Origin of the sequence: Neisseria animaloris, assembly GCF_900637855.1 — a bacterium.
Lineage (GTDB): Bacteria > Pseudomonadota > Gammaproteobacteria > Burkholderiales > Neisseriaceae > Neisseria > Neisseria animaloris.
Genome location: NZ_LR134440.1, coordinates 357,422 through 383,599 on the forward strand (window position 1 = coordinate 357,422; position 26,178 = coordinate 383,599).

The window sequence follows — 26,178 nt, forward strand, 5'->3', positions numbered from 1 at the left end:
CGATAGTCGGTTGGTTATAAGCTGTCGTGCCAACCGGATATAAACACACAAAGGAACCCTGATATGAACACAGAAAAACTTCCTGCCAAAATCAAAGATGTCGGCGGTATTCCTGTTGCCCGCCTGTTGCCGCAGGGCAAACGCCGTACCATCGGCGCATGGTGTTTTCTCGACCATGCCGGCCCCGCCGAATTCGGTGCGGACGAAGACGGTATGCAGGTAGGCGCGCACCCGCACACCAATCTGCAAACCTTCACTTGGATGCTGGAAGGCGAAGTGTGGCATCAAGACAGCCTCGGCTACCGCCAACTGATCCGTCCCAAGCAGGTCAACTTGATGACTGCCGGCACGGGCGACACGCGCGGCATCAGCCATACCGAGCAAACCCCCGAAGGCATCAACACCCTGCATGCCGTTCAATTGTGGATTGCCTTGCCGACCCATCAGGAAATCGAACCCGATTTCCAACACTATCCCGAACTGCCCGAATGGCACGAAAACGGTGTCGATTACATCTTAACCACCGGCAGCTACGGCGGCCATACTGCGCCGACCAAACAATTCAGCCCGCTGGTCGGCGTGGATATCCGTTTTCAGACGGCCCGTACTTTGGAAATACCCGCCCACTCAGGCTGGGAATACGGCATCCTCGTACTCGCCGGCAGCGTAGAAGCCGACGGCTTACGCGCGACCGCCGATGAAATGATGGTATTCACCAACGGCAATACAGACGGCGTTATCCGCATTCAGGCCGAAGCAGGAACACATATCATGCTGCTTGGCGGCGAACCTTTGCCGCACCCGACCCTGTTTTGGTGGAATTTCGTAGCTGACAACCCCGATTCGCTCCGCCGTGCCGTTGCCGATTGGAACAGCGGCCACCCGCGTTTCGGCGATATCGATTTATCCGGCAGCAAACTCAGCCGTCTGCCTTCTCCGGAAGCGCCCGACCATTTGCGCTAACCGGCAAAACCGCACGGCAGCCTGCTGCCGGAAACCGCAGGATTCAGGCACAACATCCCGCCTCATAAACCGAAGCGGGCCGGTTTGTGCTTTTATCCTTGCACCGCACAAAGCCGTACAGCTGTGCACACACGATGTTTGTTTTTTCAGACGGCCTCATGGTATCCAAACGGATTGAGCCGAAAAAACACCGCCGCCATACAAACTGATGAGTAGCTTTAGTGTCGTGCAAACCTGTCTTTTATTTTATTTTTAGTCAGTTGATTCAAAGTGGTTTAACGATATAAACAGCAAGCCGGCAAAGGTCTCAGGCCGTCTGAACAGCTTTCCCCACATTACGGAACCAAAGGAACAACATATATGACCCAACACCGTCCGTCTGCCGCCGAAACTTCCGGCAGCAGCTTCGCCCCGTTACGGCAAACTTTGTTTGTCGTGTTATGGATAGCCACCATTTTAGGCAACACCGGCAGCTTTATCCGCGATGTTGCCAGCTCGTGGCTGATGACCGATTTATCGCCTTCGCCTGCCGCCGTTGCCATGGTGCAAGCCGCCGCCACTCTGCCGGTGTTTCTGCTAGCCATTCCCGCCGGCGTGCTTTCCGATATTCTCGACCGCCGCAAATTCTTAATCGGCATTCAGATTCTGCTCGCCGGTGTCAGCGCCGGACTGATGCTGCTCTCGGCAAGCGGTATGCAGTCGGTTGCCTCGCTGATTGCGCTCACCTTCCTCGGCGGTATCGGTGCCGCACTGATGGGGCCGACTTGGCAGGCCATCGTACCGGAACTGGTTGATAAAAAAGATTTGAAAAACGCCGTAGCTTTGAACTCTCTCGGCGTAAACATTGCCCGCGCCATCGGCCCCGCACTCGGCGGTTTGATTTTGGCCGGAGCGGGTGCGGCTTTCGCCTACGGTGCCGACGTATTGAGCTATGTGTTTGTGATCAGCGCATTACTGTGGTGGAAACGCCCTAAAACCCAACGCGACGAGCTTTCCGAACAATTCGGCGGGGCGTTCCGTGCCGGATTGCGCTATGTGCGTGCCAGCCGCGAGCTGCACATCGTTTTGCTGCGTGCCTTTGTCTTCTTTGCCATCGCCAGCTCGGTTTGGGCTTTGCTACCTTTGGTGGCACGACAACTTCTCAACGGTAGTGCGGGCTTTTACGGCATCTTGCTGGGTGCGGTAGGCGCGGGCGCGATTCTCGGTGCCGTGATCATGCCGCGCTTGCGCAGCCGTTTGAGTGCCGACGGCCTACTGCTTTTGGCCGCAGGCGTAACCGCTGCCGTGATGGCCGTTTTGGCCGCCGCACCGCCCAAATGGTTGGCGGTGGTGGTATTGTTGTTGCTCGGCGCGTCGTGGATTACCGCTTTAACCACACTCAACGGCGTGGCACAAAGCATTCTGCCCAACTGGGTGCGCGGCCGCTCGTTGGCGGTTTACCTCACCGTATTCAACGGCGCCATGACTGCCGGCAGCTTGTTATGGGGCAGCGTTGCCAGCCTTATCGGCATCCCCTTGACCTTGCTTGCAGGTGCGGTGGCATTGGTGGTTTCCGCATTGGTAGCGCACCGCATCAAACTGCCGCAAGGCGAAAACGACTTAAGCCCGTCTAACCATTGGCCCGAACCGCTCACCGTATCTCGCCCTGCCAACGACCGCGGGCCGGTGCTGATTCAAATCGAATACCGCATCCGCCTCGAAGACCGCGAAGCGTTTATCCGCGCCATTACCGCGCTTTCGGCCGAACGCCACCGCGACGGAGCCTACCAATGGGGCGTGAGCGAAGACACCGCCGATCCTTCCATGATGCTCGAATGGTTCTTGGTCGAATCGTGGGCGGAACACTTGCGCCAGCACAAACGCGTTTCTAAAACCGACGCCAACCTGCAAAACGCAGTAAAACGCTTCCACCAAGGCGAAACACCGCCGCAAGTGCGTCACTTCGTTTCTTGCGGTAAATAATCAAACCTATTATCTATTCGTTTTTTCAGACGGCCTCAAAAGCAATAAAAGGCTTTCGAGGCCGTCTGAAAGCTACATTTGGTAACACGGTAAAGTTTATATATATAGTGGATCAACTTAAATTTTACTACTGCGTTGCTGCGCCTTAGCTCAAAGAGAACGATTGTGTAAGCCGCTGAAGCGGCAACAGAATCGGTTCCGTACTATTTGTACTGTCTGCGGCTTGCTGCCTTGTATTAAAAATGTGTTGATTAACTATATATCTTGTATCAGAGTGTTGTTTGATTACGGATATAAATATAAAAAAAAGAATGCCTGCAACATGTTGCAGGCATTCTTTTTTCGGAATGATTAACCGTTATTTCTTGCCGGCTTCGATTTGGATGGTCAGTGCGACCTGTTTGGTCATACCGGCATCAACCAGATAATTGATGTCCCATTTGGTGCGGTCGATGGTGGTGGTGAAATCGCCGCCGCAAACTTGGGTTTTGAGAATCGGGCTGTCGTAGCAGTTGAATTTTTGTGCTTTGAGCTTAACCGGATGGGTTTTGCCCAGCATAGTGAGCTTGCCGTCAACCGACAACAGTTTTTTGCCGTTGAAATTAAACTTGGTTGAGGTAAAGCGGATTTCGGGGTATTTGGCCGCATTGAATAAGTCGGCCGATTTCAGGTGATTGGTAAACTCTTGACTGCCGGTTTGAATGGAGTTCACAGGAATGCTCAAGTCTATCGAACCGGTGCGTTTGGCGGGATCGAACTCCAGAGTACCGCTCAAATTGTAAAAACCGCCGACGTTGGTGCTGGTATTGAAATGGTCGATACCGAAACGGGCATTGGTGTGATGGCCGTCAATCTGATAAGTCGCTGCGCCGGCAGTCGTAGCCAATGCGCTTAAAAACACAGCGGAAATGATTTTTTTTCATAATGCGCTCCGATTCGCTTGGTGTTGGAAAGAAATTTTATTGTAACTAAACTTGAAAATGAATCAAGGCATAGTAAATTAAATTATTTTTTCGATATAAGGTATTGCAGCCAAAGAGCAGTAATGCCGTAAAGGAAAAAAGACGGTTTGCCATATGTTTTCAGGCTGTTTCAAGCTTTCTCAGTTGCAGTTTTACCGAAGAAATGGATTAGGCTGGCCGAGTTTACCGCTGATGAAATCAATAAAACTGCGAACTTTCGCACTCAAGTATTGGCGGTCGGCATAAGCTGCATAAAGCGGGTGGGAAGGCATCGAATAATCGGGCAGCAGCCGAACCAGCTTGCCTTTGGCCAAATCGTCGCAAATCAAGCAGTCGGGCCCGTAACCGATACCGCGCCCCGCTAAAATCATCTGATAAACCATTACGCTGTTGTTACTGGTAAACACCGGCTTGAGGCGCAACTCTTCACTTTCACCGCTTTTAAGATGCCGGAGCGTACGCACCCGCATATCGACATATCCCGGCAAAACGGCAGGAGAGGCCGCCGCTTGTTCCAAGGTTTCGGGTAGACCGTAACGCTCGATAAAAGTTGCCGAAGCACACAGCAGCATATTGACTGTGCCGAGCCTGCGTACAATCAGAGACGGAGCAGGTTCATCGGATGCACGCAGCGCAAGATCGAAGCCGTCGCCTACCAAATCTTTGTGACGGTTGTCTAAAACCACTTCCAACGTAATATCGGGATACTGTTCGGAATATTCGGTCAACCATTGTGCGAATTGCGAGGAAGCGAACCATACCGGTGCCGTCAACCGCAGCAAACCCTGAGCCTGTTCCACGCCTGAAGCCGCTTTCTGTGCCGCTTGATCCAACGTATCCAAAGCATAAGCGCATTGGCGGTAGTACTCGGTTCCCGCTTCCGTTAAGCTCAAACTACGGGTATTGCGCAGCAACAGCTTTGCCCCAATGCTGCTTTCCAAATGGCGCACATGTTTGCTGACCATCGCCGGAGACAAATCCATACGCTCCGCTGCTTTGGTAAAGCTTCCATTTTCAATAACTTGGCGAAAAACTTTCATGCTTAAAAAAGTATCCAAAATTGTTCCTTAAGTTAAGGGGTAGGGTGGGGAGATTATACAGATTATCGAATTAGAACTTTGCTACTTGATGTTGTTCGGGCTTTCAATCGTTTTTTGTAGAGAACAAGAAGAGTCGTATTGATTTTTATATGAAAATAATTATTTGAAAATGGTTGTTTTACCGTTGAAGCAGTGAATGTTTTCAGAACATGTGGTAGCAATTTCTTTCTAAATTTCACCGTTAAATCAGACGGTATATGGAATCGTGGCATTTAATTCGGTAGGGATGGAATTCAACGCAAACAAACAGCATAAAGCTTGTAAAATTACCGTTTCCCTATGCTGTTGGGGTCTATTGGATATAAACAATATCTTATTATCTTAAATATTTCTATTGTAATTATTTTTAAAAAATGCCTGTCTGAAAGAGAGCTTTCAGACAGGCATAATTTTTTATTACTAACTTTTCAGACGGCCTGATGAGTTACACAGGTGTATCCATCCAATCCACTTTGCTCATCTTGCGCACAATCACCCATTCGTCGCGGTTGGAGCCTACCGTGCCGTAGTAGTTGAAACCGTAGGCCAGTTGGGCGTAGCCGCCGATCATGTGGGTGGGTTTCAGAATGGCGCGGGTGACGGAGTTATGGATGCCGCCGCGTTTTTTGGAAACCTCGCCCGCCGGAGTGTGGACGATTTTTTCCTGTGCGTGGTACATCAGGATCATGGTTTCGGGAATACGCTGGCTGACAACGGCGCGGCAGGCAATCGTGCCGTTGGCGTTGAACACTTCTACCCAGTCGTTATCGACGATACCGGCTTTTTTGGCATCAATTTCGGAAATCCACACATGCGGGCCGCCGCGCGAAAGGGTGAGCATACGCAGGTTTTCCGAATAGGTGCTGTGGATGCCCCATTTTTGGTGCGGCGTGAGGAAGTTAAGGGTGATTTCCTTATTGCCGTTGGGGTATTTGCCCAAAAGTTTCTTGGTGGTTTTAAAGTCTACGGCGGGTTTGTACACGCACAGGTGTTCGCCGAAATCGCGCATCCATTTGTGGTCTTGGTAGAACTGCTGGCGGCCGGTAATGGTGCGCCACGGGATGAGTTCGTGTACGTTGGTGTAGCCGGCGTTGTAGCACACTTCTTCGCTTTCCACGCCAGACCAAATCGGCGAGGTAACGATTTTGCGCGGCTGGGCAACGATGTCGCGGAAACGGATGGCGGTGTGTTCGCTGCTGTTAATCAGGTGGGTATGGTCGCGGCCGGTGGCTTTGCCCAAGGCTTGCCATGCTTTTTTGGCAACGTGGCCGTTGGTTTCGGGCGCGAGGGTCAGCACCATTTCGCAGGCATCGATGGCGGTTTCGATTTTCGGCTGGCCTTTGCCTGCGCCGCTTGCTTGCACGCCGTTGAGTTTGCGTAAAAATTCGACTTCGTGCTTGGTATCCCAAGCCATGCCTTTACCGTTGTTGTTCACTTTTTCCAACAAGGGGCCGACGGAAGTGAATTTTTCGTAAATCGCGCCGTAATCTCGTTCCACCACGGTCATGGCGGGCATGGTTTTGCCGGGAATCGGGTCGCATTCGCCGTGTTTCCAGTCTTTCGGGTCGAACGGCTGGCCGAGTTCCTGCGGGCTGTCGTGCATCAGCGGGGTAAGTACGATGTCTTTGCGCACGCCGATATAGTCTTTGGCGATTTCGCTGAATTTTTTGGCAAAGCCTTTATAGATTTCCCAGTCGGTTTTGCTTTGCCACAGCGGTTGTACGGCCTCGGTGAGCGGGTGGATAAACGGATGCATATCCGAGGTGTTGAGGTCGTCTTTTTCATACCATGTGGCGGTAGGCAGCACGATATCGCCGTACAAGCAGGTGGTGGACATGCGGAAATCGAGCACCACGAGCAAATCGAGTTTGCCTTCTGCCGCGGGGCGAACCTTGATTTCAGACGGCTTGATGCACTCTTCGTCGTTTTCGTCGCTCAACACGGCGTTTTGCGTGCCCAGCAGATATTTGAGGAAATACTCGTGCCCTTTGCCGGAAGAACCGAGCAGGTTGGAACGCCACACAAACAGGTTGCGCGGGAAGTTTTGCGGGTTGTCCGGGTCGTTACACGCCATATCCAGCGTACCGTCTTTCAGACGGCCTGCCACATATTGGGCGGGATCGACACCGGCAGCTTCGGCCTGATCGACAATATCCAAGGGGTTTGCGCCCAATTGCGGTGCGCTCGGCAGCCAACCCATGCGTTCGGCTTTGGCGTTGTAATCGATCATCGAGAGCTTACCCATGCTGCCGTCGGCATTAGGCGCGAGAATTTCATCTACGGCTACTTTTTCATGCCGCCATTGGCTGGTATGGGCGTAGAAGAACGAGGTGCTGTTCATCTGGCGCGGCGGACGGTGCCAGTCGGTCGCGAAGGTCAGCGGAATCCAGCCGCTTTGCGGGCGCAGCTTTTCTTGACCGACATAGTGACACCAGCCGCCGCCGGATTTTCCAATGGCACCGCACATCATCAACATATTGATGATGCCGCGATACGCCATATCCATGTGGTACCAGTGGTTCAAACCTGCACCGACAATCACCATGCTGCGGCCTTCGGTATCGTGGGCGTTTTGGGCGAACTCGCGGGCTACCTGAATCACCAATTCGGGTTTCACGCCGGTGTGTTTTTCCTGCCATGCGGGAGTATAAGGCTTGTCATCGAAATAATCTTTGGCACAATTTTCGCAGCCCAAGCCGTTGTCCACACCGTAGTTGGCCACCATCAGATCGAATACGGTCGCCACCAATGCGCTTTTGCCGTCGGCCAAAGGAATGCGTTTGGCAGGCACTTTGCGGTAAATCACTTCGTCGTGCTCGCCGCCGAAATAGGTGAAGCCGACTTCCACCACTTCGTCCGAACGGTTTTTCAGCGACAGCGCGGCACGCACTTCATTGCCTTGAGCCTGCGTTTCCAAATTCCATTTACCGCTGCCGTCCCAACGGAAACCGATAGAACCGTTGGGTACCATCAGGCCGTCTGAAAGCTCGTCCCAAGCCAGCGTTTTCCAATCGGGATTGTCGTTTTCGCCGAAGTTCCCGTCCAATTCGGACGCACGCAGGAAATATTTGGGTGCATAACCGCTGCCTTCCTGCTCAAGGTGTACCAAAATCGGCATATCGGTTAAACGGCGGATATAGTCGGTAAAGTAAGGAGACGGGTTCTCGACATGAAATTCTTTAAGGATAACGTGTCCCATCGCCATTGCCAAAGCCGCATCGGTGCCTTGTCTCGGCGCCAACCAAATATCGCCGAATTTCGCCATCTCGCTGAAATCGGAAGAAACCGCCACGGTTTTGGTGCCTTTGTAGCGCACTTCGGTGTAGAAGTGGGCATCGGGCGTGCGCGTCATCGGCACGTTGGAACCCCATACCATCAGATAATTCGAGTTGTACCAGTCGGCAGACTCGGCCACGTCGGTTTGCTCGCCCCAAATTTGCGGGCTGGCAGGCGGTAAGTCGCAATACCAATCGTAGAACGACATCGCCACACCGCCCATCAGGCTGAGATAACGTACACCGGCGGCATAGCTCACCATCGACATGGCAGGAATCGGCGAGAAGCCGATGACCCGGTCGGGGCCGTAGTTTTTAACGGTGTAAGCATTGGCGGCCGCCACCAGTTCATTGGCTTCTTCCCAAGTAGAGCGCACAAACCCGCCCAAACCGCGCTGGGTTTTGAACGATTTGGCCCGTGCTTCGTCTTCAACGATATAAGCCCATGCCTCGACAGGCTGCATGGTTTTGCGCGCCTCGCGCCACATTTCCGCCAACACGCCGCGTATCATCGGATATTTCACTCGTTGGGCGGAATACACATACCAGCTGTACGAAGCCCCGCGCGGGCAGCCCCGCGGTTCGTGGTTGGGTAAATCGGGGCGGGTGCGCGGATAGTCGGTCTGTTGGGTTTCCCATGTAATCAGGCCGTTTTTCACATACACCTTCCAGCTGCACGAGCCGGTACAGTTTACGCCGTGGGTGGAACGCACCACCTTGTCGTGCTGCCAGCGGCTGCGGTAGGCATTTTCCCACTTACGGTCTTCTTCGGTTACCACCCCGTGCCCGTTGGCAAACGGTTCGTGTTTTTGGCTGAAAAATTTCAGACGGTCTAAAAAGTGGCTCATGGAGTGTTCCTCACTTATGCTTTATGGTGCTAAGGCTGTTTTTAAAACCTTTTTCGGATACTTGACAATATAAAGCAGCCGTATGTCAAAAAATATGCTTCAAAAGAGTCCTGCCACAAAGCATTAGAACAAGGGAAGAATTGCCCGAAAGAGCAGGGGATGTAATTCTTTAGAATGGGCGGTATAGTTCTTTGTAATTAGTTCTTGTGTCATGCTGCCAGAATTAAAAATTTTTTAAAGGCAGACACAGTCCAAAGTTTCATAAAGAAGCCTTTTGGAATCATGGGTATAGACAGTTTTAGATAAATCGGAAAAAGCAGATGAAGCAAAATGTGAAGGTGCAAAAACAGCCTTGTACGATTAATTCGGCAAGTTTTACAATCATTCCCGCTATCTGCTTCCAATTCCGACATTTATTTATTCGAAAAGGGAATAACCTATCATGAAAACCAGCGCACGCAACCAATTGGCAGGCACTGTAAAAAGGATCAAACAAGGTGCCGTAAACAACGAAGTCATTATCAGTTTGCCGAGCGGACACGAATTAACCGCCATAATCACTTGCGAAAGTTGCGAAAATCTGGCTCTTAAAGAAGGCAGCCCGGTTGTTGCGCTAATCAAATCGACCAACATCATTATTGCAACCGATCTGGAACATATCAAACTTTCTGCCCGCAACCAATTAAACGGCATCATCAGCAGTATTGAGCGCGGTGTGGTAAATTCGGTTGTTACGGTTGATTTGGGTAATGGTGTCGTTGTTACCGCAGGCATTACCATGCAAAGCACCGAACAACTCGATTTGCATCCCGGCCAACGTGCCACGGTTTTGTTTAAAGCCAACAGTGTGATTTTAGGGGTGTTGGCTTAAATCATAGCCATCCGGCGGATTACAATTTAAATTCAAGTAAAACAGGCCGTCTGAAAATCTTTTTTCAGACGGCCTCATCCGATTTAAAGTCTGCAAAAATAGCAAGATAGACGGTATTCATAACGGATAAAACAAGGCATAATGCCGTTTAATAAAAATAACGGCTTTCACATTACACCATGTTATTCATCCGCCTGATTCTGATAATGTCGGTTGTCTCCGCCACACTGTTTGTGCACGCGGGAGAAACCGCCCACATACAAGGCAAGCTCGCCAACGGTTTGGCGTATCATATTTTTCACGTTCCTTCGGCGGACAAAAGGTTGGTATTGCGTTTGCAGGTCAATGTCGGCGCAGCGGACGAAAACGAGGAAGAAGAAGGGTTGGCGCATATCGTCGAGCATATGGTTTTTCAAAGCGCACCCGATTTCCCTTCCGGTTTGTCCGATGCGCTCAACGGGCAGGGTTGGCAGCTCGGCCGGCATTACAATGCTCAAACCGGTTATTATTTCACCCGTTACCTGCTCACTCCTCCTCAAGGAAAAAAACAGCTTGGCAACGCTTTGGCCGTTTACCGTCAAATTCTTTCTCCACGCAGTTTCTCTCCGGCAGACTGGACAAAAGAAAAACAGGTTATCTTGAGCGAATGGCGGCAACAGCAAACGCTTGAAGGCCGTCTGAAAAGGCAGGAACACGCTTTGTTATACAGCGGTTCGCGCCAGGCCCGTTATGCGCCGATCGGCAGCAAAACAGCCATTGAAAATGCCCGAATTGAAGCTATCGATGCCTTCCGGCAAAAATGGTACGGCAGCAACAATGCCGTGCTGGTGGTGATGGGCGATATTGATCCTGAAAAAACCGCAACCGCCATAGAAACTTCATTAGGCCGTCTGAAACCGATTCCGTTGCCGGAGCGCCGCCTTGAGGAATACGAGCCTGTCTTGAAAACCGGCTGGCATACCGGGTATGTGCGCGATAAAGACAATACCGACCACAAAATCACTTTGGTTTTCCGTTTCGGCAATGCTTTGTCTCAAAGCAATAATACCGAAGGATACTACCAGCGGCTGCTGGACAACTTTGCCGCATATATCATCCATCGGCGCATCGAACAATCAGGACAGCCGGTGTCGTTGAAATCCGGCAATATCGGTAAAAAAACCGGTTCGCTCGGCTTCTATATGGATGCCGCCCTGAACCGGCATGCAGCTGCAACTGACAATCTGCGGGAGCTGCACCAACACATTTTGCAGCAACCTGCTACCGACGAAGAAGTTGCGGCCTACCGCAAAATATTGCACGGCAATACGAAACCGACCGGTTTGGCGGACGATCTCAATCAAACTGTTCTTCTTGTCGATAATATCCTGCTGAATGGCAAACCGCTGCCCACTGTAGAAAATCGCAAAACCGAGCGCGGCCAGCTTTACCGCATCAACGTCGCCGCCGTAAACAAGCGCATCGGCGAATGGTTGAATGCAGACGATAAGCTGTTGATTATCCAAGCATCAAACTCGGAAAAGCCCGTGCCGCCGAACATCAATCCTTTACCCGCAGGCAAATTGAAAGCAGCAACGCAGCCTGTTATCGGCAAGCCGTTTTTTGCCGTTCACAAAGGACAGGGCAGAATCGTTTTCGAAGGTTATGACAGCGATAATAAAGTAAGCTATCTTCAGTTTGAAAACGGAGATAAAGCCGTATTGCTGCAACATCCCTCGGCAAACGGCAAGCTCTATTTCAAAGCTGTTAGCGAAACGGGTTATCTGCATAGCGGCGTGAACGCATGGCAGGCGCAATTGGCGGCAAAAATTATTGCGAACTCTGCTCCCGCAGGCTTTACAGCGACGCAACTCAAGCAATGGCAGCAACAGCAGGGCATAAAATTTGCTTACCAATTAAGCGGCGACAAGCAGATTACCGGTGCGCAAGTGCCGCAAGCCGGCTTTGAAAAGCTGCTGCAACTTTACCGTAGCCGCCAAACCGCTCCGACAACCGACAACTGGCAGGAAACTTTGGAAGCCGAAGCCGTAAAACTGCCTATTTATCTGCAATCCGTTCCCGGCAGGCAAGAATTGGAGCTGGAGCAGCTTCGCTTCGGCGTTCCGGAAAGCCGGCCGGCAAACGGTGATGAAATCCGCGCACTCGACCGCGGCGAATTGCTGAACCAATGGCAAAAACTCGTTTCTTCTCCGGTGAATTATTACATCGTCAGCAATATGCCGTCTGAAAAAATCAAAACACTGCTGGCACAATATTTGGCGGACATTCCGCGTAGCACAGCCGTTCATAGCGTGCCTGCGCTGCAAGAAGGTGCGACCTTGCGTCGCGCACCGATTAACGATACTGACGGCACCGACGTCAACGCGTGGTCATGGCAGGCTTTTTATGATTGGACACCGGATACTTCCGAGCAGATTCCGCTGCTGGTCAACCTTGCCAATGCCCGTTTGAAAGACGAATTGCGCAGCCGCCGCCAAAGCGCGTACGGTGTAAAATTCACCGCTATGCCGCAGCCTTCGCATAACAGGGTGGAAAGCAATTTGTTTTTCAGCACCACGCCCGAACGGGCTGCCGAAGCATGGCAGGCCGCCCAGCAGGTTTTAACGAGGCTGCCCGAAAACATCAGCAAAACTGAAGCATACAATTTACAGCGGCTGTTTATCGAACAGGAAGCCAAACGCCGCCAAAACCCCGAAGTCTGGCTGGAACGGCTCGCCGCCAGCCACAGGCATTACGGAGATGCCCGTTACCTCGGTCGTTTGCCCGAACTGCACCGCACGATTATCCAAACCCGATTGCGGCAAACCGCCAAACTTTTATGGTCGGAGCAAAACGCAAGAGCACTTTTGATCGATCCGCAAAAATAACCGCAGTTGCTTTCAAACGACCCGATGGCAACATGGAAAAGGCCGCCTGAAACATTTTTTCAGACGGCCTTTTAAGCTGTTAAAATACCGTTCCGAGCCGGAGGGTGCCTGTACACATTTCCGGCCAAGGAAAAGGCATTGCAATGAAATATGAAATTCCCCATGAAATCCGCCTGCAAAACAGCCGTGCCGCATTGACTTTGGTATACGACGATTTTTCCCGAAGCCTGCCCGCCGAGTTTTTGCGTGTTTACTCACCCAGTGCGGAAGTGCGCGGCCATGCGCCCGGTCAAGAAGTATTGCAAACCGGTAAAGCCGATGTAACCATTACGGGCTTGGAACCGGTAGGGCAATATGCCCTCAAAATCGTTTTTTCAGACGGCCACGACAGCGGGCTTTACGATTGGGATTATCTGTATCAACTCGCCTACGGATACGATACAATGTGGTCGGATTATTTATGCAGAATCGAAGCCGCAGGTGCATCGCGGATTCCCGCAACCGATGATACGGAAGCCCTGAATGCAAAGCATTTGTGCGGTTCGGGCGGTTGCGGAAAACATTAAAGATTACATGGAAAGCAAAGTATGAGCGACAACAAAACCCATTTCGGCTATCAAACCGTCGATGAAAGCGAAAAAGCAGGCAAAGTGGCCGAAGTTTTTCATTCGGTAGCCAAAAACTACGACATCATGAACGACGTTATGTCGGGCGGCCTGCATCGGGTGTGGAAACATTTCACCATCAACACCGCACGCCTGCGCAAAGGCGATAAGGTGCTCGACATTGCCGGCGGTACGGGCGATTTGTCGCGCGGCTGGGCAAAGCGCGTAGGCAAAGAGGGCGAAGTATGGCTTACCGATATCAATTCATCTATGCTCACGGTAGGGCGCGACCGCTTGTTGAATGAAGGATTGATTTTGCCGGTGTCGCTGGCCGATGCCGAAAAACTTCCGTTTCCGGACGATTATTTTAACCTTGTTTCCGTTGCTTTCGGTTTGCGTAACATGACGCATAAAGATGCCGCCTTAAAAGAAATGCACCGCGTGCTGAAACCCGGCGGCACTTTGCTGGTGTTGGAATTTTCAAAAGTATTCAAACCGTTGGCTCCGGCCTATGATTTATATTCATTCAAACTGTTGCCGCTGATGGGTAAAATGATTGCCAAAGATGCCGACAGTTACCAATATCTTGCCGAATCCATCCGTATGCATCCGGATCAGGAAACTTTGAAACAAATGATGTTGGATGCCGGTTTTGACAGTGTCGAATACCACAACATGACCGCCGGTGTGGTGGCGTTGCACAAAGGTGTGAAGTTTTAAAAAACTTCGGGTGAAGGCCGTCCGAAAGATTTTTAAACGGTATATTCCGATCGAACAGGCCGATATGAAAACGCACCTTACGAAGCATAGTATTTAAATCTGCTCTGTAAGGTGCGGTTATTCTATGGCCGAAAGCCTGTTTACGTTTCTTCTGACGATTAGCTGCCGCGATATGTGGAATAACCGAACGGCGACAAGGTAATCGGCACATGGTAATGGTTGTTGTCTTTCAACTCGAAAGAAACTTCGACAAACGGATAGAAATTATCGACTTTGTCTTTGGCAAAATATTCTTTGGTTTTGAATTTAAGTTTATAGATACCTTTATTGTCGGCACCGGGTTTTAACGGCAAAAAGTTTTTGATCCGGCCGTTGCCGTCGGTTTTGTTTTCGGCAATTTCACGCCATTGACCGTTGTTGCCCAATTTATAAAGTTCCACGCTGACATTAGGTGCGGGCTTGCCTTTGTTGATATCCAAAATATGGGTGCTCAATTGATAATTGTCGGCGGCGAATGCCGAAGATACCAAGCCGGTCAAACCGATAAAAAGCATGGTTTTAAATTTCATAGCTTATTTCCTTTAATGAATTTTTCAAAGATAAATCACTGAAGCGGGTCTAACAATAAACCGTTTTTCAGACGGCCTCAGGGTAAAAAATAATCCCGTTTGCTTAGAGTGCCGGGAAAATAATCTTACAACATTTACCTCCGGCAATTAATGCCTAAATCGAAAAATCTATCAGTTCGTTTTGAGAAAATACGTAAATTTGTTTCGGCACTAGTGCAATATTCTGTCCGATTGCGAGTCCGAGGCAGGGGGCATCGCTGCCGGCAAAGGTAATGTGTATGTCCCGACTGTTTTCCGCTACGGTCAGATGGGTGAGTGCGCCGGCGGAGCGGATGGTGTGGATGCGGCCGTTGAGCATCGGCGTTTCGCTGTCGTCGGCAACTGTCCATTCGTGCGGGCGCACGTAGGCGGTAGCAATCTGTTCCTGCCATGCACCGGGCAGGTCTAAAGGCCATCTGAAACCGTTGTAATGCCATTCGCCTTTTTCTATTCTGCCTTCAAAGGCATCGGTTTCGCCCAAAAACTCGGTTACGAAGGCGTTTTCGGGTTGGCGATAGAGACTTTCGGCGGTGCCGGTCTGTTCGATTCTGCCGTGGTTCATCACCACGATTTCGTCTGATACTTCAAGGGCTTCTTCTTGGTCGTGGGTAACGAGGATGCTGGTTACGCCGAGTTCGTGGTGGATATCGCGCAGCCATTTGCGCAGCTCTTTGCGCACTTTGGCATCGAGCGCGCCGAAAGGTTCGTCGAGCAGCAGCAGTTTGGGTTCGACGGCTAAGGCGCGGGCAAGGGCGATGCGTTGGCGTTGGCCGCCTGAAAGTTGGTGCGGATAGGCTTTGGCCAAGTGCGAAAGCTGCACGAGTTGCAGCAATTCTTCCACTTTGGCGCGGATGCGCTCTTTGCTCGGGCGTTCGGATTTGGGCAATACGGTGAGGCCGAAGGCGATGTTGTCGAACACGTTCATGTGGCGGAACAAGGCGTAATGCTGGAATACGAAGCCGACTTTGCGCTCGCGCACATGTTTGCGGGTAACGTCTTGGCCGTCGAACAGAATGCTGCCGCCGTCGGCGTTTTCCAAACCTGCGATGATGCGCAGCAGGGTGGTTTTGCCGCAGCCGGAAGGGCCGAGCAGCGACACGAGTTTGCCGGTGGGCACGTTGAGGTTGATGTTGTTGAGGGCGTGAAATGAGCCGAAGTGTTTGTTGAGTTTTTGAATGGTGATGCTCATGCGGCGTTCCTTTCGGCAGCGGCGAGTTTGCGTTCTTGAATGCGGGTGATGATGTTTTGCACGGCAAGGGTGGCGAGTGCCAGCAATGCCAAAATACCGGATAGGGCGAATGCGCCGGTAAAGTTGTATTCGTTGTAGAAAATTTCCACCAGCAGCGGAATGGTGTTGGTTTCGCCGCGGATGTGCCCCGAAACCACGCTTACCGCGCCGAATTCGCCCATCGCGCGGGCGTTGGTGAGAATGATGCCGTAGAGCAGCGCCCATTTGATGTTGGGCAGGGTAACGCGCCAAAACATCTGCCAGCCGCTTGCGCCGAGAATCAAGGCGGCCTGTTCTTCGCTGTCGCCCTGCGCCTGCATCAGCGGAATCAGTTCGCGGGCAACAAACGGAAAGGTAACGAAAAGCGTGGCGAGAATAATGCCGGGAATGGCGAAAATAATCTGAATGCCCTGCGCTTCGAGCCAGCCGCCGAGCGCGGTGTGTGCGCCGAACAGCAGCACAAACATCAAACCGGCCACCACGGGCGACACCGAAAACGGCAAGTCGAGCAGGGTGGTGAGCAGCTGCTTGCCGCGGAAGTTAAAGCGGGTAAGCAGCCAAGCCATCGCTACGCCCAACACGGCGTTAACCGGCACCACAATCGCGGCGGTGATCAGCGTGAGCTTGATGGCCGACCATGCTTCGGGGTCGGTAATGGATTGGACGTATAAATCCCAACCGCCTTTTAGGGCTTCGTAAAACACGGCGGCCAGCGGCACCACCAGCATCAGCAGCAGAAACGCCAGCGCAACGGCAATCAGTGTCAGCCGCAGCCAGCGCGGTTCGGTCAGGTTGGGGTTGGGCGGATTGGTTTTCATGGTTTTTTTAGGTTTGGTTTTGATTGATTTTCAAAATGGATAAAGAGGCCGTCTGAAAACGAATATCGCAACACGGTTCAGACGGCCTGAATATTCAAACTTTTGCGCCGGCACGTTTGCTCAAAGCCCATTGGCCGATGTTCAGCAAAAACAGAATCACAAACGAAATCATCAGCATAAACAAAGCCACCGCCGATGCGCCCTGCACGTCGAACTGTTCCAGCTTGCCGGTGATGACCAGCGGCAGAATTTCGGAAATCATCGGGATATTGCCCGCGATAAAAATCACCGAGCCGTATTCGCCGGTTGCCCGCGCAAACATCATGCCTGCGCCGGTAAGCAGGGCGGGAGCGATTTCGGGCAGCAGCACGCGGCGGAAGGTGGTGAAGCGGTTTGCGCCCAGAGTGGCCGCCGCTTCTTCGTATTCGCCCGACAATTCTTCCAGTACCGGCTGCACCGCCCGCACGATAAACGGCAGGCTCACTACCACCAGCGCAATCCAAATGCCGATAGGGGTAAAGGCGATTTTGATGCCCAACGGCTCAAACCACCGCCCCAGCCAGCCGTTGGGCGCATACAGCGTGGCCAGCGCAATGCCGGTTACTGCCGTGGGCAGCGCAAACGGCAAATCCACCAGCGCGTTGGCGATGCTTTTGCCGGGAAACTCATAGCGCACCAGCACCCACGCCACCAGCGTGCCGAACACGATATTGGTGAGCATGGCGTAAAACGACATCCGCAACGTGAGCCACACCGCCGCCAGCACGTTCGGCTCGGAGATGGTTTGCCAAAAGGCCGTCCAACCGATTTCGCCCGCCTTAACGGCCATCATGGCAAACGGCAGCACCACCAAAAGCGACAGGCACAATACGGTGAGGCCGAGGCTGATTTTGAAACCGGGTAATACGCTGGGGGTTTTCAGTAATAACATGACGGGTACTGTGGAGAATGGGTTGTGTGTAACTGTATAGAGGCCGTCTGAAAAAAGGAAAGAATGGTTGGTTTTAATTAAAGATGATTTTGTTATAAAAGAAGAAAAGACCGTCTGAAAAACTTTAGCGAAACTCGCAAAGCCCGTTTTGGCGAAGCTCGTAAAGCTCGCTTTCAGACGGCCTTTTTGAACGGCACGGAAGCGCCGGAGATGAGGGCAGGCCTGCTTAAAAATACCCTGCTTTTTTGCGCTCTTCCATGGCCGCTTCGGAAACGCGGTCGTCCATACGGGTGGCACTGCGTTCGGAAAGGGTGGCGGCGGCGGTTTCGGCGATGATGTCTTCCGGCGTAGCGGCGGTGCTGGCAACGGGGCAGGTGCAGGAAATATCGCCGACGGTGCGGAAGCGCACGCTGCGCACTTGCGCGGTTTCGCCGTCGCGTTTGGGTGTGAGCGGGGTAACGGGCACGAGCAGGCCCCCGCGTTCGACCACTTCGCGTTCGTGGGCGTAGTAAATCGGCGGCAGAGCGAGGTTTTCGCGGGCGATGTATTGCCAAATGTCGAGTTCCGTCCAATTGGAAATAGGGAATACGCGCATGTTTTCGCCGGGGAAGAGGCGGGTGTTGTAGAGGTTCCAAAGTTCGGGGCGTTGGTTTTTCGGATCCCATTGGCCGAATTCGTCGCGGAAAGAGAAGATGCGTTCTTTGGCGCGGGCTTTTTCTTCGTCGCGCCTTGCACCGCCCATCAGTGCGTCGAAGCCGTGTTCTTCAATGGTTTCGACAAGGGTAACGGCTTGGGCGGCATTGCGCGAGTCGTTTTCGCGGCGCAAAACCACCGTGCCGCGTTTGATGGAATCTTCCACATGGCCGACCACCAGTTCCACGCCGGTGCGGGCGACGGTTTGGTCGCGGAAGGCAATCACTTCGGGGTAGTTGTGGCCGGTATCCACATGCAGCAGTTTGAACGGCAGCTTGAGCGGCCGGCCTTCGATTTGAAAAGCTTTCACGGCCAGCGCGAGCAGCACCACTGAATCTTTGCCGCCCGAAAACAGCAGCGCGGGGTTTTTCGCTTCGGCAATCACTTCGCGGATGATGTAGATGGATTCGGCTTCAAGCCAGTTGAGGTGGTGGTTTTGGATAGACATGATGTGTTCTTTTCAGATGGCCTCGATGCGCTTTACTTTAATCAGGCCGCCTGAAAAAAGGAAAGAATGGTTGGTTTTAATATAAGATGATTTTGTTATAAAAGGCCGTCTGAAAGCCGCATCGGTGTGAAAAGCGGTGTTCAGACGGCCTGTTTGATTGTATTTGGGCAACCGATGTTTTAACATGGACCCGATGTTTTCATATAAACCGTTTTAACGAATATCGAAACTTTTCGGAATACAGAGGAACCATGAGCGATACCAAACATATTTCACCAGCCCAAAAAGCGGAAATCTTATCGGAAGCACTGCCTTATATCCGCCGTTTTTCAGGCAAGACCATTGTAATCAAATACGGCGGCAACGCGATGACCGAACCGTATTTGAAAGAATGTTTTGTCAAAGATGTCGCCTTGCTGAAATTGTGCGGGCTCAATCCGGTGATTGTGCACGGCGGCGGGCCGCAGATTAACGAGATGCTGAACAAGGTCGGCAAGCAGGGCGAATTTGTGCAGGGAATGCGCGTTACCGACGGCGAAACGATGGATATTGTCGAAATGGTATTGGGCGGCCATGTGAACAAAGAAATCGTTTCGCTGCTCAACCTTTATGGCGGCAAGGCGGTAGGTATTACCGGGCGCGACGGCCATTTCATCAAAGCCAAAAAGCTGCTCGTTGATACGCCCGAGTGCAACGGTGTCGACATCGGGCAAGTGGGAGAAGTGGAAAGCATTGATTGCACGCTGATTAAAGATATTATCGAGCACGGGCATATCCCCGTAATCGCCCCCATCGGTGTGGGCAGGCAAGGTGAAGCATTCAATATCAATGCGGACTTAGTGGCGGGAAAACTGGCGGAAGGTTTGCGTGCCGAAAAACTGCTGCTGCTTACCAATATCGCCGGCGTGATGGACGAAAACGGCGAGCTGATGCCGTGCCTAAGCCTGAAGCGTATTAACGAATTGATTGCCAACGGCACACTGCACGGCGGCATGCTGCCGAAAATCAGTTCGGCTCTGGAAGCAGCGCGGAACGGTGTAAAGGCCGTGCATATTATTGACGGCAGATTGCCCAATGCGCTGCTGTTGGAAATTTTCACCGACAAAGGCATCGGCTCGATGATTTTGGCCGAAGACGATGCAAACTGTATGCCGGATTGAAGCCGCTGCCTGCCAAACATCGAATTTGATAGACGTACCGCCTGAACCGTCGGGCGCGTACCGACCATCAAAAAGTACCCCGAAAGTGGTTGGGAATACGACTTTCGGGGTGCTGTTTTATTTTTCAGACGGCCTGAAACGTTTAATCAGGCATTAAACAACCACGGCTGCGCTTGTTTGCGCTTGGCTTCGAACGCTTTGATTTCATCGGCGTGTTGCAGGGTCAAACCGATTTCGTCCAAGCCATTGAGCAGGCAGTGTTTGCGGTGTTCGGTGATGTCAAAGCCGAAAGATTCGCCGCTCGGCGTGGTAACGGTTTGTTTTTCCAAATCAATAGAGAGTCGGTAGCCTTCGTTGGCTTCGGTTTCCTTAAATAGTTTGTCCACAATTTCTTCGCCCAACACAATCGGCAGCAAACCGTTTTTATAGCAGTTGTTGAAGAAAATATCGGCGAAAGAAGGGGCGATAACTGCCCGGAAACCGTAGTCGTCTAAAGCCCACGGAGCATGCTCGCGCGATGACCCGCAACCGAAGTTTTTGCGGGTCAATAGAATTTGTGCGCCTTGATAACGGGGCCGGTTGAGTGAAAAATCAGGATTGATCGGGCGTTTACTGTTGTCCATGCCCGGTTCGCCGTGATCGAGATAACGCCATTCGTCGAAACAGTTGGGGCCGAAACCCGAGCGTTTGATGGATTTTAAAAATTGTTTGGGGATAATTGCGTCGGTATCTACATTGGAGCGGTCGAGAGGGGCGACCAACGCGGTGATTTGTGTAAATGCTTTCATTGTGTGTACTTTCGAGGCGGTTTAAAAACGCCCCCGATAGCGTGCGGGGGCGTGATTCGCTATTCAATCAGTGTGAGTGGCGGTCTGCACTTTGTTCCAGTTTGTCGCCGGCTTTTGATACGTCTTTACCGAAGCCTGATACGGTGTTGCAGGCAGAAAGCAAAGTCAGGGCAGTTAAAGCGGCCAATACGATTTTTTTCATAGTTAAGCTCCTTAATATTTTTTGAAAGTACAGACAATGTTTATTGCTGTACTTTCTATAATGCCAAAATTCTTTTTGAAAAACAATTTGAAAGAGCATGCCGTCTGAAAAATTTTCAGACGGCATGCTTATCTTTACAGATTGCGAACATCGGTAAAGTGTCCGGCCACTGCGGCGGCGGCGGCCATAGCGGGGCTCACCAAATGGGTGCGCCCGCCGTTACCTTGACGGCCTTCGAAATTACGGTTGGAAGTGGAGGCACAACGTTCCTGAGGCTCGAGGCGGTCGGCATTCATGGCCAAGCACATCGAGCAGCCCGGCTCGCGCCATTCGAAGCCCGCTTCGGTAAAGATTTTGTCCAAACCTTCTTTTTCGGCTTGCTCTTTAACCAAACCGGAGCCGGGCACCACCAAAACGCGCTTCACGTTATTCGCTTTCAGACGGCCTTTGGCTACGGAGGCGGCTTCACGCAAATCTTCGATACGGCTGTTGGTGCAGGAGCCGATAAACACCACGTCGACCGGAATCTGATTCAGCGGCGTATCGGCGGTTAAGCCCATGTATTCGAGGGCGCGTTCCATGCCGCTGCGTTTGACGGGGTCGGATTCTTGTGCAGGATTCGGCACTTTACCGTTGATATCCAACACCATTTCGGGTGAAGTGCCCCAAGTTACCTGTGGTTCGATATCGGCGGCATCAAACTCGAATACGCTGTCGAATTGCGCGCCTTCGTCGGAAACCAGTGTTTTCCAATAAGCAACGGCTTTTTCCCATGCTTCGCCTTTGGGTGCGAAAGGTTTGTTTTTTACATATTCGATGGTGGTGTCGTCTACTGCTACGATGCCCGAACGCGCACCGGCTTCAATCGCCATATTGCACAAGGTCATGCGGCCTTCCATGCTGAGCGAGCGGATGGCTTCGCCGCCGAATTCGATTGCATAACCTGTACCGCCTGCGGTGCCGATTCGGCCGATAATGTATAAGGCCACGTCTTTGGCGGTTACGCCCGGTTTCAGACGGTCGTTGACTTTAATCAGCATGGATTTGGACTTTTTGGCTGTAATGCATTGGGTGGCCATCACATGCTCGACTTCAGAGGTGCCGATACCGTGTGCCAATGCACCGAATGCGCCGTGAGTGGAAGTATGTGAATCGCCGCAAACCACAGTCATGCCGGGCAGGGTGGCTCCTTGCTCCGGCCCCATCACATGCACGATGCCTTGTCCTTTGTTTTTGAAAGGAAAATAAGCAAGTGCGCCGAATGCTTTGATATTACTGTCTAAAGTGTCGACTTGCAGCTTGGAAATCGGGTCTTGGATGCCTTTGTCCCAATTGTCAGTAGGCGTGTTGTGGTCGGCGGTGGAAACCACGCTGTCGATGCGCCACAGTTTGCGTCCGGCCATCTTCAGGCCTTCGAAAGCTTGAGGGCTGGTTACTTCGTGAACCAGGTGGCGGTCGATGTAGAGTAAAACCGTGCCATCTTCTTCTTGGCGGACGATATGGCTGTTCCAAAGTTTGTCGTAGAGGGTTTGTGGATTCATGATTGTACTTTTGTTTAAATGGGTTAAACGGTTTGGGTGTTGCCATATTAGGGGGTTCGGACATTAATTGCAATCTTTTTTGTCTAATTTTTTTATTTTGAAATTGAATTTGGATTATTTTTGGTTATTTTTAGACAAATTGTCTTATTTATTAATGCCGTCTGAAAAACTTGTCGCAAACCATCAAAAAATCTATCATGTTTCCGTTTTTCAACTTTATCAATGGAAGCCCTAACCATGAGCCTGCCCGTTATTTCCGCCGAATATGCCCGGCAATTGCAAGATTTTGAATATAAAATCTTAACCAATCAGCCCAAAATCGAAGCGTGGTTCCGTTCTCAATGGGGAAAACACAGCCCGCCGTTTTACGGTTCGGTCGATATCCGCAACAGCGGTTATAAAATGGCTTCTATCGATATGAACCTGTTTCCGGGCGGTTTTAACAATCTGAATCCTAATTTTGTTCCGCTGGCTGCCGTTGCCGCACAAGATGCTGTGGAACGTGCCTGTGAAGAGGCCAAATCGGTATTGATTGTGCCGGAAAACCATACCCGCAACACTTTTTACCTGCAAAACGTTTATGCACTCAGCAGCATTTTGCGTTCGGCAGGTTTTGAAGTGCGCTTGGGCAGCCTAAACCCCGAAATTACCGAACCGACTGAATTTGAAACCGCTTTGGGTGATAAAATCCTGCTGGAGCCGTTGCTGCGTACACGTGAGCGCGTTCACTTGGCCGACGGTTTTTCACCCTGCATAGTGTTGTTGAATAATGATCTTTCCGGAGGCGTGCCCGAGATTCTGAAAGGGCTGAACCAGACCGTATTGCCGCCGCTGCACGGAGGCTGGACAACCCGTCGGAAAACCAACCATTTCGGTGCATATAACCAAGTGGCAGCAGAATTCGCCAAATTAATCGGCATCGACGAGTGGCAAATCAACCCTTATTTCGAGCAAATCAGCGGTTTGGATTTTCAAGAACGCGAAGGCGAAGATGCTCTGGCCGATGCCGTGGAGCGGATGTTGGCGAAGATTCAGGCGAAATACGATGAAAAAGGTATTACCGACAAGCCGTTTGTGATTGTAAAAGCCGATGCGGGCACTTACGGCATGGGTGTGATGAGTATGAAATCCGCCGACGAAGTGCGCAGCCTGAACCGCAAAAACCGCAATAAAATGGCTAAAGTCAAAGAAGGTCTGGAAGTCAGCGAAGTGATTGTGCAAGAAGGTATTTATACCTACGAAACTTTAAACGGTGCAGTAGCCGAACCTGTGGTTTATATGATGGACAGGTTTGTTATCGGCGGCTTTTACCGCGTGCACGAGGGACGGGGAGCCGACGAAAACCTGAATGCTTCGGGTATGTTGTTCGTACCGCTCGAACAAAGCATTCCGTCGGTTCACAGCAGCGGCAATGCCGATCCGGTTTTGCTGGCGACATGCAAACGTGTATTCGAGCAATGGGAACGTTTAGGCGTACCGAGTGTGGATATCGACAATCCCGACAACGAACCCAACCGCCTGTATGTTTACGGCGTGATGGCGCGTTTGTCGTTATTGGCTGCTTCGATAGAGTTGGAACAAACCGCCGCTTGATACGGGCGGCGCTGCCGCAGCCGGATATTCTTGAGCGTTATCCGGTCGTTGCTGCATGATGCCCGTTTGTTATCCGCTGTTACCGATATAAAACAATTAGGCCGTCTGAAAAGATTTTCAGACGGCCTGATTTTTTGAAGCAAGCGGTTAAGTGTTCAACAGCCAATATTGTAAACCGGCCAAGGTTTTGCCGTCTGAAACTTGGTTGTTTTTCAACGCCGCTTTCACTTCTTCGCGGCTCATCAGCACGGTTTCGGTAAATTCGTCGTCGTCGTTTTGCAAGGTGCTGCCTTCACGGACGCCTTCGGCTTGGTAGAGGTACATCAATTCGTCGCAAAAACCTGGTGCGGTGTAGAAAGTGTGCAACAGCTTAACGCTGTCGGCGGTGTAAGGCGTTTCTTCGGCCAGCTCGCGCAGGGCGCACACGGCGGGGTCTTCTCCGGTATCGAGCTTGCCTGCGGGCAGTTCGAGCAGGGCTTGGTCGCAGGCGTAGCGCCATTGGCGTACCAACACCACTTCGTCGTTGTCGGTTACGGCCAGCACGCAGGCGGCTCCGGGGTGGCGGATTACCACGCGCGTGCTTTCGTTGCCGTTGGGCAGGCGGATGGTGTCGCGGGCGATGTTGATGAACGTGCCTTGAAAAATCGGCTCGGAACTGAGTTGGGTTTCTTTCAAATCCATGATGATTCCTTGTTGTTATTGAAACAATTCTGTTTTTTGAACGGCCGCGCCAACGGTATCGGTAAGCCGTTGCAATTCGTGCGGGCGGATGATGTAAGGCGGCATCAGGTAAACCAGCTTGCCGAACGGCCGAATCCACACGCCTTGCTGCACGAAAAACTGCTGCATGGCCGCCATATTGACGGGGCGGCGGGTTTCGACCACGCCGACGGCGCCAATCATGCGCACGTCAGCCACGTTTTCATGGGCGGCAAGCGGCGTTAAGGCCGTCTGAAAATGTGTTTCGATGGCAGCGACTTGCGTCTGCCATTCGTTGCGCTTGAGTATCTGCATGTTGGCTTCGGCCACGGCGCAGGCCAGCGGGTTACCCATAAAGGTGGGGCCGTGCATGAATACGCCCGCTTCGCCGCCGCACACGGTTTCGGCCACATGGCGGGTGGCGGCGATGGCGGAAAGCGTCATCATGCCGCCGGTGAGGGCTTTGCCTATGCACATGATATCGGGCTGAATGGCGGCGTATTCGCAGGCAAACAGCTTGCCCGTGCGCCCGAAGCCGGTGGCGATTTCGTCCAAAATCAATAAGATGCCGTATTCGTCGCACAGGGCGCGCACCTGTCGCAAATATTCGGGATGATACACGCGCATACCGCCCGCGCCTTGCACTATGGGTTCGAGAATCACGGCGGCGATATCGTTGCGGTGTTGCGATAAAGCCGTCTGAAAAGCGGCGATGTCGTTTGGCTGCCATTTGCCGCCGAAACGGCTTTGCGGGGCGGGCACGAAGATGTGTTCGGGCAGGAAACGGCGGTAAAGATTGTGCATGGAGTTTACGGGGTCGCACACGCTCATGGCACCGAAAGTGTCGCCGTGATAACCGCGCTCGATGGTAAGAAATTTGCTTCGTGCTTCGCCCCGTGCATGCCAATATTGCAGAGCCATTTTCAAGGAAACTTCTACCGCCACCGAACCGGAATCCGCCAGAAAAATGCAGTCGAGATTTTCGGGCAGCATGGTTTTCAGGCTTTGACACAGGCGGACAGCAGGCTCGTGGGTAATGCCGCCGAACATGATGTGCGGCATGGTGTCGAGCTGCTTGTGGGCAGCGGCAAGCAGTTCGGGATGATTGTAGCCGTGTTGCGCGCACCACCATGAAGACATGCCGTCTACCAGCTTGCGGCCGTCTGAAAGCGCTATGTACACGCCTTCGGTGCGGGCAACGGGATAGACGGGCAGCGGATCGATTACCGAAGTATAAGGGTGCCAGATATGGCGGCGGTCGAAGTCTAAATCGGCGGAAGAAAGCATGAAGGTTTGAGGCCGTCTGAAAAAAGAATG

21 protein-coding genes are annotated in these 26,178 nt (G+C 52.0%); 8 read left to right on the forward strand and 13 right to left on the reverse strand.

All coding sequences use genetic code 11. The annotated features are described in order from the left end of the window. Positions 1-63 precede the first annotated feature (63 nt). Together EL216_RS01690 and EL216_RS01695 are read left to right on the forward strand one after the other, a co-directional pair. Positions 64-963 (forward strand): pirin family protein, encoded by a 900-nt coding sequence (locus tag EL216_RS01690; RefSeq protein WP_085389753.1) that lies wholly within the window; start codon positions 64-66, stop codon positions 961-963. A 360-nt stretch (positions 964-1,323) separates the two neighbouring features. Further along, the gene (locus tag EL216_RS01695) at positions 1,324-2,925 is read left to right on the forward strand and encodes an MFS transporter (RefSeq protein ID WP_085389754.1); all 1,602 of its coding nucleotides are present in this window, start codon (positions 1,324-1,326) and stop codon (positions 2,923-2,925) included. Positions 2,926-3,283: 358 nt separating this feature from the next. Here EL216_RS01695 and EL216_RS01700 read toward each other — a convergent pair whose 3' ends face one another. The 3 genes from EL216_RS01700 to EL216_RS01710 all read right to left on the reverse strand — a co-directional run bounded on the left by EL216_RS01700 (position 3,284) and on the right by EL216_RS01710 (position 9,089). Then, the gene (locus EL216_RS01700; protein ID WP_232005274.1) at positions 3,284-3,835 is read right to left on the reverse strand and encodes a YceI family protein; all 552 of its coding nucleotides are present in this window, start codon (positions 3,833-3,835) and stop codon (positions 3,284-3,286) included. Between the two features lie 204 nt (positions 3,836-4,039). Next, positions 4,040-4,945 carry a LysR family transcriptional regulator gene (locus EL216_RS01705; RefSeq protein ID WP_197720438.1) on the reverse strand — a complete coding sequence of 302 codons (906 nt, stop codon included), beginning with the start codon at positions 4,943-4,945 and terminating at the stop codon, positions 4,040-4,042. Between the two features lie 466 nt (positions 4,946-5,411). Beyond that, positions 5,412-9,089, reverse strand: a complete 3,678-nt coding sequence (locus tag EL216_RS01710) for a nitrate reductase subunit alpha (protein WP_085389758.1) — start codon at positions 9,087-9,089, stop codon at positions 5,412-5,414. Between the two features lie 442 nt (positions 9,090-9,531). Here EL216_RS01710 and EL216_RS01715 point away from each other — a divergent pair, with 442 nt between their 5' ends. The 4 genes from EL216_RS01715 (at position 9,532) to ubiE (ending at position 14,152) form a co-directional block, all read left to right on the forward strand. Next, positions 9,532-9,960 (forward strand): TOBE domain-containing protein, encoded by a 429-nt coding sequence (locus EL216_RS01715; RefSeq protein WP_085389759.1) that lies wholly within the window; start codon positions 9,532-9,534, stop codon positions 9,958-9,960. A gap of 179 nt (positions 9,961-10,139) precedes the next feature. Beyond that, a complete protein-coding gene (locus EL216_RS01720) occupies positions 10,140-12,827 on the forward strand; it encodes a M16 family metallopeptidase (RefSeq protein ID WP_085389760.1) in 2,688 nt (895 codons plus the stop codon). Between the two features lie 143 nt (positions 12,828-12,970). Beyond that, complete coding sequence (locus EL216_RS01725; RefSeq protein WP_085389761.1) at positions 12,971-13,393, forward strand: gamma-butyrobetaine hydroxylase-like domain-containing protein; 423 nt, start codon at positions 12,971-12,973, stop codon at positions 13,391-13,393. Between the two features lie 21 nt (positions 13,394-13,414). After that, the gene (gene ubiE / locus EL216_RS01730) at positions 13,415-14,152 is read left to right on the forward strand and encodes a bifunctional demethylmenaquinone methyltransferase/2-methoxy-6-polyprenyl-1,4-benzoquinol methylase UbiE (RefSeq protein ID WP_085389762.1); all 738 of its coding nucleotides are present in this window, start codon (positions 13,415-13,417) and stop codon (positions 14,150-14,152) included. A gap of 158 nt (positions 14,153-14,310) precedes the next feature. On the opposite strand, the gene uraH is transcribed toward ubiE, so the two are convergent. The 5 genes from uraH to cysD form a co-directional block, all read right to left on the reverse strand. Continuing rightward, entirely contained in the window at positions 14,311-14,721 is a 411-nt protein-coding gene (gene uraH, locus EL216_RS01735; RefSeq protein ID WP_107879099.1) for a hydroxyisourate hydrolase, read from the reverse strand. Positions 14,722-14,875: 154 nt separating this feature from the next. Further along, positions 14,876-15,949, reverse strand: coding sequence for a sulfate/molybdate ABC transporter ATP-binding protein (locus tag EL216_RS01740; protein ID WP_085389763.1), 1,074 nt, complete (start codon positions 15,947-15,949; stop codon positions 14,876-14,878). Further along, a complete protein-coding gene (cysW, locus tag EL216_RS01745) occupies positions 15,946-16,806 on the reverse strand; it encodes a sulfate ABC transporter permease subunit CysW (RefSeq protein WP_085389764.1) in 861 nt (286 codons plus the stop codon). Before cysW ends, EL216_RS01740 begins: the two co-directional genes overlap by 4 nt. Positions 16,807-16,900: 94 nt before the next feature. Continuing rightward, positions 16,901-17,737 carry a sulfate ABC transporter permease subunit CysT gene (gene cysT, locus EL216_RS01750; RefSeq protein ID WP_085389765.1) on the reverse strand — a complete coding sequence of 279 codons (837 nt, stop codon included), beginning with the start codon at positions 17,735-17,737 and terminating at the stop codon, positions 16,901-16,903. Positions 17,738-17,963: 226 nt separating this feature from the next. Beyond that, complete coding sequence (gene cysD, locus EL216_RS01755; protein WP_085389766.1) at positions 17,964-18,878, reverse strand: sulfate adenylyltransferase subunit CysD; 915 nt, start codon at positions 18,876-18,878, stop codon at positions 17,964-17,966. Between the two features lie 251 nt (positions 18,879-19,129). Between cysD and argB the strand changes: the two genes are divergently transcribed. Further along, positions 19,130-20,038, forward strand: a complete 909-nt coding sequence (argB, locus tag EL216_RS01760; RefSeq protein ID WP_085389767.1) for an acetylglutamate kinase — start codon at positions 19,130-19,132, stop codon at positions 20,036-20,038. A gap of 146 nt (positions 20,039-20,184) precedes the next feature. On the opposite strand, the gene leuD is transcribed toward argB, so the two are convergent. The 3 genes from leuD to leuC form a co-directional block, all read right to left on the reverse strand. After that, positions 20,185-20,826 (reverse strand): 3-isopropylmalate dehydratase small subunit, encoded by a 642-nt coding sequence (gene leuD, locus EL216_RS01765; RefSeq protein ID WP_085389768.1) that lies wholly within the window; start codon positions 20,824-20,826, stop codon positions 20,185-20,187. A gap of 67 nt (positions 20,827-20,893) precedes the next feature. Beyond that, positions 20,894-21,028 carry an entericidin A/B family lipoprotein gene (locus EL216_RS01770; protein ID WP_085389769.1) on the reverse strand — a complete coding sequence of 45 codons (135 nt, stop codon included), beginning with the start codon at positions 21,026-21,028 and terminating at the stop codon, positions 20,894-20,896. Positions 21,029-21,162: 134 nt separating this feature from the next. Next, positions 21,163-22,569, reverse strand: a complete 1,407-nt coding sequence (gene leuC, locus EL216_RS01775) for a 3-isopropylmalate dehydratase large subunit (RefSeq protein ID WP_085389770.1) — start codon at positions 22,567-22,569, stop codon at positions 21,163-21,165. A gap of 237 nt (positions 22,570-22,806) precedes the next feature. Between leuC and gshA the strand changes: the two genes are divergently transcribed. After that, on the forward strand, positions 22,807-24,162 hold the full coding sequence (gene gshA / locus EL216_RS01780) for a glutamate--cysteine ligase (RefSeq protein WP_085389771.1): 1,356 nt from the start codon (positions 22,807-22,809) through the stop codon (positions 24,160-24,162). A 147-nt stretch (positions 24,163-24,309) separates the two neighbouring features. Here gshA and EL216_RS01785 read toward each other — a convergent pair whose 3' ends face one another. Together EL216_RS01785 and bioA are read right to left on the reverse strand one after the other, a co-directional pair. Then, on the reverse strand, positions 24,310-24,843 hold the full coding sequence (locus EL216_RS01785; RefSeq protein ID WP_085389772.1) for an NUDIX hydrolase: 534 nt from the start codon (positions 24,841-24,843) through the stop codon (positions 24,310-24,312). Positions 24,844-24,858: 15 nt separating this feature from the next. Next, the gene (bioA, locus tag EL216_RS01790; RefSeq protein ID WP_085389773.1) at positions 24,859-26,148 is read right to left on the reverse strand and encodes an adenosylmethionine--8-amino-7-oxononanoate transaminase; all 1,290 of its coding nucleotides are present in this window, start codon (positions 26,146-26,148) and stop codon (positions 24,859-24,861) included. Positions 26,149-26,178 lie beyond the last annotated feature (30 nt).

What these genes read in the sequence shown, in the direction of transcription:
- leuD (WP_085389768.1), bottom strand. Translation starts at nt 20,826, where the DNA reads ATGAAAGCATTTACACAAATCACCGCGTTGGTCGCCCCTCTCGACCGC.
- EL216_RS01715 (WP_085389759.1), top strand. Translation starts at nt 9,532, where the DNA reads ATGAAAACCAGCGCACGCAACCAATTGGCAGGCACTGTAAAAAGGATC.
- gshA (WP_085389771.1), top strand. Translation starts at nt 22,807, where the DNA reads ATGAGCCTGCCCGTTATTTCCGCCGAATATGCCCGGCAATTGCAAGAT.
- leuC (WP_085389770.1), bottom strand. Translation starts at nt 22,569, where the DNA reads ATGAATCCACAAACCCTCTACGACAAACTTTGGAACAGCCATATCGTC.
- cysT (WP_085389765.1), bottom strand. Translation starts at nt 17,737, where the DNA reads ATGTTATTACTGAAAACCCCCAGCGTATTACCCGGTTTCAAAATCAGC.
- EL216_RS01770 (WP_085389769.1), bottom strand. Translation starts at nt 21,028, where the DNA reads ATGAAAAAAATCGTATTGGCCGCTTTAACTGCCCTGACTTTGCTTTCT.
- EL216_RS01725 (WP_085389761.1), top strand. Translation starts at nt 12,971, where the DNA reads ATGAAATATGAAATTCCCCATGAAATCCGCCTGCAAAACAGCCGTGCC.
- argB (WP_085389767.1), top strand. Translation starts at nt 19,130, where the DNA reads ATGAGCGATACCAAACATATTTCACCAGCCCAAAAAGCGGAAATCTTA.
- EL216_RS01695 (WP_085389754.1), top strand. Translation starts at nt 1,324, where the DNA reads ATGACCCAACACCGTCCGTCTGCCGCCGAAACTTCCGGCAGCAGCTTC.
- EL216_RS01720 (WP_085389760.1), top strand. Translation starts at nt 10,140, where the DNA reads ATGTTATTCATCCGCCTGATTCTGATAATGTCGGTTGTCTCCGCCACA.
- bioA (WP_085389773.1), bottom strand. Translation starts at nt 26,148, where the DNA reads ATGCTTTCTTCCGCCGATTTAGACTTCGACCGCCGCCATATCTGGCAC.
- EL216_RS01740 (WP_085389763.1), bottom strand. Translation starts at nt 15,949, where the DNA reads ATGAGCATCACCATTCAAAAACTCAACAAACACTTCGGCTCATTTCAC.
- ubiE (WP_085389762.1), top strand. Translation starts at nt 13,415, where the DNA reads ATGAGCGACAACAAAACCCATTTCGGCTATCAAACCGTCGATGAAAGC.
- uraH (WP_107879099.1), bottom strand. Translation starts at nt 14,721, where the DNA reads ATGAAATTTAAAACCATGCTTTTTATCGGTTTGACCGGCTTGGTATCT.
- EL216_RS01710 (WP_085389758.1), bottom strand. Translation starts at nt 9,089, where the DNA reads ATGAGCCACTTTTTAGACCGTCTGAAATTTTTCAGCCAAAAACACGAA.
- cysD (WP_085389766.1), bottom strand. Translation starts at nt 18,878, where the DNA reads ATGTCTATCCAAAACCACCACCTCAACTGGCTTGAAGCCGAATCCATC.
- cysW (WP_085389764.1), bottom strand. Translation starts at nt 16,806, where the DNA reads ATGAAAACCAATCCGCCCAACCCCAACCTGACCGAACCGCGCTGGCTG.
- EL216_RS01690 (WP_085389753.1), top strand. Translation starts at nt 64, where the DNA reads ATGAACACAGAAAAACTTCCTGCCAAAATCAAAGATGTCGGCGGTATT.
- EL216_RS01785 (WP_085389772.1), bottom strand. Translation starts at nt 24,843, where the DNA reads ATGGATTTGAAAGAAACCCAACTCAGTTCCGAGCCGATTTTTCAAGGC.